At 47.7% G+C, this 3,550-nt stretch carries 7 protein-coding genes; all 7 read right to left on the minus strand.

Translation table 11 applies throughout. The features are described from left to right. Positions 1 to 224: 224 nt before the first annotated feature. On the minus strand, positions 225 to 1,043 hold the full coding sequence (locus tag B3W37_RS07510; RefSeq protein WP_483175245.1) for a phosphoadenosine phosphosulfate reductase family protein: 819 nt from the start codon (positions 1,041 to 1,043) through the stop codon (positions 225 to 227). A 19-nt stretch (positions 1,044 to 1,062) separates the two neighbouring features. Continuing rightward, positions 1,063 to 1,296 carry a hypothetical protein gene (locus B3W37_RS07515; RefSeq protein WP_483175246.1) on the minus strand — a complete coding sequence of 78 codons (234 nt, stop codon included), beginning with the start codon at positions 1,294 to 1,296 and terminating at the stop codon, positions 1,063 to 1,065. Beyond that, entirely contained in the window at positions 1,286 to 1,579 is a 294-nt protein-coding gene (locus tag B3W37_RS07520) for a hypothetical protein (RefSeq protein ID WP_483175247.1), read from the minus strand. Before B3W37_RS07520 ends, B3W37_RS07515 begins: the two co-directional genes overlap by 11 nt. Then, positions 1,569 to 2,063 carry a YopX family protein gene (locus B3W37_RS07525; protein ID WP_483175249.1) on the minus strand — a complete coding sequence of 165 codons (495 nt, stop codon included), beginning with the start codon at positions 2,061 to 2,063 and terminating at the stop codon, positions 1,569 to 1,571. The genes B3W37_RS07520 and B3W37_RS07525 overlap by 11 nt, the downstream gene beginning before the upstream one ends. Continuing rightward, on the minus strand, positions 2,050 to 2,322 hold the full coding sequence (locus B3W37_RS07530; protein WP_483175250.1) for a hypothetical protein: 273 nt from the start codon (positions 2,320 to 2,322) through the stop codon (positions 2,050 to 2,052). Before B3W37_RS07530 ends, B3W37_RS07525 begins: the two co-directional genes overlap by 14 nt. 188 nt (positions 2,323 to 2,510) lie before the next feature. Further along, positions 2,511 to 3,023 (minus strand): nucleoside triphosphate pyrophosphohydrolase family protein, encoded by a 513-nt coding sequence (locus tag B3W37_RS07535; RefSeq protein ID WP_483175251.1) that lies wholly within the window; start codon positions 3,021 to 3,023, stop codon positions 2,511 to 2,513. A 21-nt stretch (positions 3,024 to 3,044) separates the two neighbouring features. Beyond that, on the minus strand, positions 3,045 to 3,550 hold a 506-nt coding region (locus B3W37_RS07540), incomplete at its 5' end, for a DNA cytosine methyltransferase (RefSeq protein ID WP_483175252.1).

Here is a 3,550-nt window from a genome sequence, read left to right on the forward strand (position 1 = left end):
TTCGCCGGGTTTTAAGTTTTTAGCCATGATGTCACCTACTTTCTAAGAGCTCTTTCGTGCTCCACAATTGACTGTCGTCGTTATAGGGGACTCCGATATAGTCAAGCACATACCCGACTCCCAACCCCTCTTTGCTCGGTCCCCATTTGCCGTCAGTGAACTGTCCGCCGCCTATGCAATATCTCCACTGCTTCGGGTGCGTTACCTGCATTCTCTGGAATCGGTTAGGCTCTTGCTCCATATGAACCCCGAACATACAGAACATGCACCCGGTACGACTGACGCCTGTTGTGGTTGCCCCCCCCCCACCGATTACAGATTTTCCCGTAACAAGAGGCATAAGACAGATTGTTTACCCGTAGATATCGCAATACGTCTTGCTCAGTCCAGAAGCCCAGGGGGCGCGATTGAGGCCTTGCCGCTTCATAAGCATTGCACCCATACTGGATATAATTTTGCGCCCTTTTTTCTCCCTCGTCAGCCATTACCCCAATGAATGGTTTGTTTTTTGTGTCATCCTCATATTTGTAAAATGGCCGCTTTTTCATAACATCGCAACAACTAGCAGATATTTTAAAGGGCGCACCAACAAGATAATGCCACTTTACGCTTAATGACCCAGAATTGCCCCGCTCGTCGCCATATAATAAATAATTCCTATACCTCTTAGATAGTTTTTGTTCTCGCAATTGCTGTAAATTATGTGCCTGCCGTTTACTAATCACTGGATAACCGTACTTTTTAATCACCTGCCTAAACGTCATTTTAGGCGTTAGCTTAACTACATTATTTTGACTTAAGGCGAACTTCCGTACCTCGGGATACTCAAGCCCTGTATCACAGAACACTGCTGGAAGTTCAGGGTATAACTGCCGGACAATATGCAACAATACTGTAGAGTCTTTGCCGCCAGAGAAGGAAACGTAGACTTTGCCATCCCAGTGTTCGTACCATTCCTGGATGCGGCCCTTAGTGAGGATTAATTTATGCTCTAAATCCAACGACTGTAGGTCTCTTAGCTTATTGGCATCCATGTTCTCCATCCATGTCCTCCTATACTCTCTACAGATACACCGGCCCGGTAATAACCCCGAACCCGATCAGCGCCTGCGAAACAATCATGGCGGTACCGAAAATAAAGCCTAGGATTATCATTACGCTCGTTAGCGGGTCGGATTTAGCCTGCTTCTTGAGCACCTGCATAAACTTCTGCTTTTCGCGCCGGGGCTTATCCGCAGGCTTTATCGGCTCTACCCGGTACTTCCAGTAGTTCTGCGTGATTCGGTTAGTCTGCACAACAATCCTCCTCCCACTCCCACTCTCCCTCTATCTCGTCCGCATTTTCCGCATATTCTTCCGGGGTGATAGGGGTGATGTACTCCGGTTTAGTGCCCAACATATCGGCTAACTCAGGTATGCCATCTATCTGAGCTTGTTTTTCCATATCGGCATCCCTGGTTTCCGTGTTGCACTTCCCTAGTTTGATCTGCAGGTAAACCTCGCAAGGATTACCGTTTTTATCTGCGCCGAATTCAGCCTCCTTTTCGATTCGGTAATGGAAAAGTAGATCATATATCATCGTCCGGGCCTCCTCCCAGCAGTTCCGGATTGTCGTGGATGTTACCGATCTTAATTAATTCATGGTCACCACTCAATCCCCCGGGGCCCCATAAAGTTTCAATATAAACTCCGTAAAGTGGAAAGGTTTCATCTTCGCATAAGTCAAGATGCCTTAAACCGTTGTCTATATATTCACCTATTTTCACTATTGGTTTTCCGTAAATTTTCTCGTAGTCCTGACCACCCTGTAAAATATCCCCATCATAGAGTTCCTGCCCGTTCTTATCCTTGAGGCCGGTGAACTGGCCGACGGTGGCGGGAATAACCTCCACTAATTCCGTTTCAAAAGCTGGAATCATGCGGTCGGAGTCACTTGGAACTTGCTTTATAACCTGTATACCGGGTTTGCTATTACCGTCTAAATAATTTATAAACTCTGCATAACATCCTTCAACCCATTCCCTGTTATCAATCCGCTTGCCTCGGAATTTATAATCTCTCATGCCCCTCTCCTTTCTCCCATACACGGTAAGCCCGTATGATCGCCTGTATGCCATCAGGCAGCACATCAAATCTAGGCTCCCAAGCATTTGCCATCTGGCCCACCAGTGCAAGTACTTCCTCGGCCCCGGTGTTTGCCTTTGCTGCTGCCAGCTCTTCCCCCATAGCATCTACCAACCGGGATAGGCGGGTGTTCTCCTGCTCCGTTGTGAGAATGTATTCCGATACCGTGTTAAGGGCCTTCATCACTTCACTTGTCACGGGNNTTCAATCCACGCACCCGCAGGGGGTGCGACTCGCGGAGGCCGGTAAACTGGCCCACGGTTTCAGGAATAACATCATGCCTGATACCACCAACATCACAAATAGCTCGACTGCCTTCACCGCGCCACCATGTAATTAAATCACCATACACCCATTTACCTGTATCTGACCGCTTACCGCGGAACCTATAATCTCTGTCCATCATGCTCTCCTTTCTCCGGAAACAACTTCCGGTACGTCCGATATATCTCTGCATATTTCTCGGAAAGAATATCCTCATTTGGCGTTAGGCGCTCAATATACGGAGTTATTAACTCAATTAAATAGTCTTTCAGCGGCTCCATGTCCCGTATTACCGGGATTAATTCACCTTCAACCCGGTTAATGCTTCTCTCCTCTGAAAACCCATCCGGGTACCGGGCCCTGAGCTTCTCAATGTTAGCCACCGCGATATCCTCTAGCCTTATCCCCGCTGTGGTGGCCGTGGTTGCCACATACCAGAGAAGGTCACCCAACTCTATCTTGAGCTTATCCTGGTCAAGTGGATGGCCATGGAATAGATGCTTTTTGAGGCAGTCTATAACCTCCCCAGTCTCCCCGGCCAGGCCAAAAGCGAAGTTAATAAATCTCTTTTCACTGGTATCATTGGCTTGATGTGCTGTTCTTTCGGCTAACTGTTGGTAGTCGTTGAATTGCATATGAATCCTTTGCCTCCTTCGTTAAAATAACGACATTTGAGTCTGCTCTTTGCTTGTACCCTTTTTCTCCTTTTTGGCCGATGTCCTTTTAAGTTTGGCGTTCCCGCGATCGCTTTTTATGCCTGCAGCACATCCAGCCTGCATAAGCATCCCTTTCTTGATGTTCTCCCATTTACCGTATCCGCCCTCGGAAACCATCATTGCGAATTTATCCAAGACAAGGACGCCGTCAGGGTCGAAAAAATTAACAATCGCAGGTACTTCTTCCATGACAAATGCTTTGGGCTGTAACTCAACAATCATGCGGCCATATTCATAGACAAGGTTATTCCTGGGATCGGCGATATTTTGCTTTCCGGCTGCGCTGAAGCCCTGGCAGGGGGGCCCACCGAACACGCAGTCAAGATCGCCTTTCTTTATTCCAAGAGCATCCAGTATGTCTTTTCCTTTTAGTTTTCGGATGTCTCCGAACCAGAAATTACGTACTGGGGCCTGTTCCGGATGATGTTTTATATATCCGCTTCCGC

The organism is Syntrophomonas sp. UBA5494, from assembly GCF_002426325.1.

Bases quoted from the DNA above. Each gene is read 5' to 3' on its own strand.
- B3W37_RS07510 (WP_483175245.1), bottom strand. From the start codon at position 1,043: ATGGAGAACATGGATGCCAATAAGCTAAGAGACCTACAGTCGTTGGAT.
- B3W37_RS07520 (WP_483175247.1), bottom strand. From the start codon at position 1,579: ATGATATATGATCTACTTTTCCATTACCGAATCGAAAAGGAGGCTGAA.
- B3W37_RS07525 (WP_483175249.1), bottom strand. From the start codon at position 2,063: ATGAGAGATTATAAATTCCGAGGCAAGCGGATTGATAACAGGGAATGG.
- B3W37_RS07535 (WP_483175251.1), bottom strand. From the start codon at position 3,023: ATGCAATTCAACGACTACCAACAGTTAGCCGAAAGAACAGCACATCAA.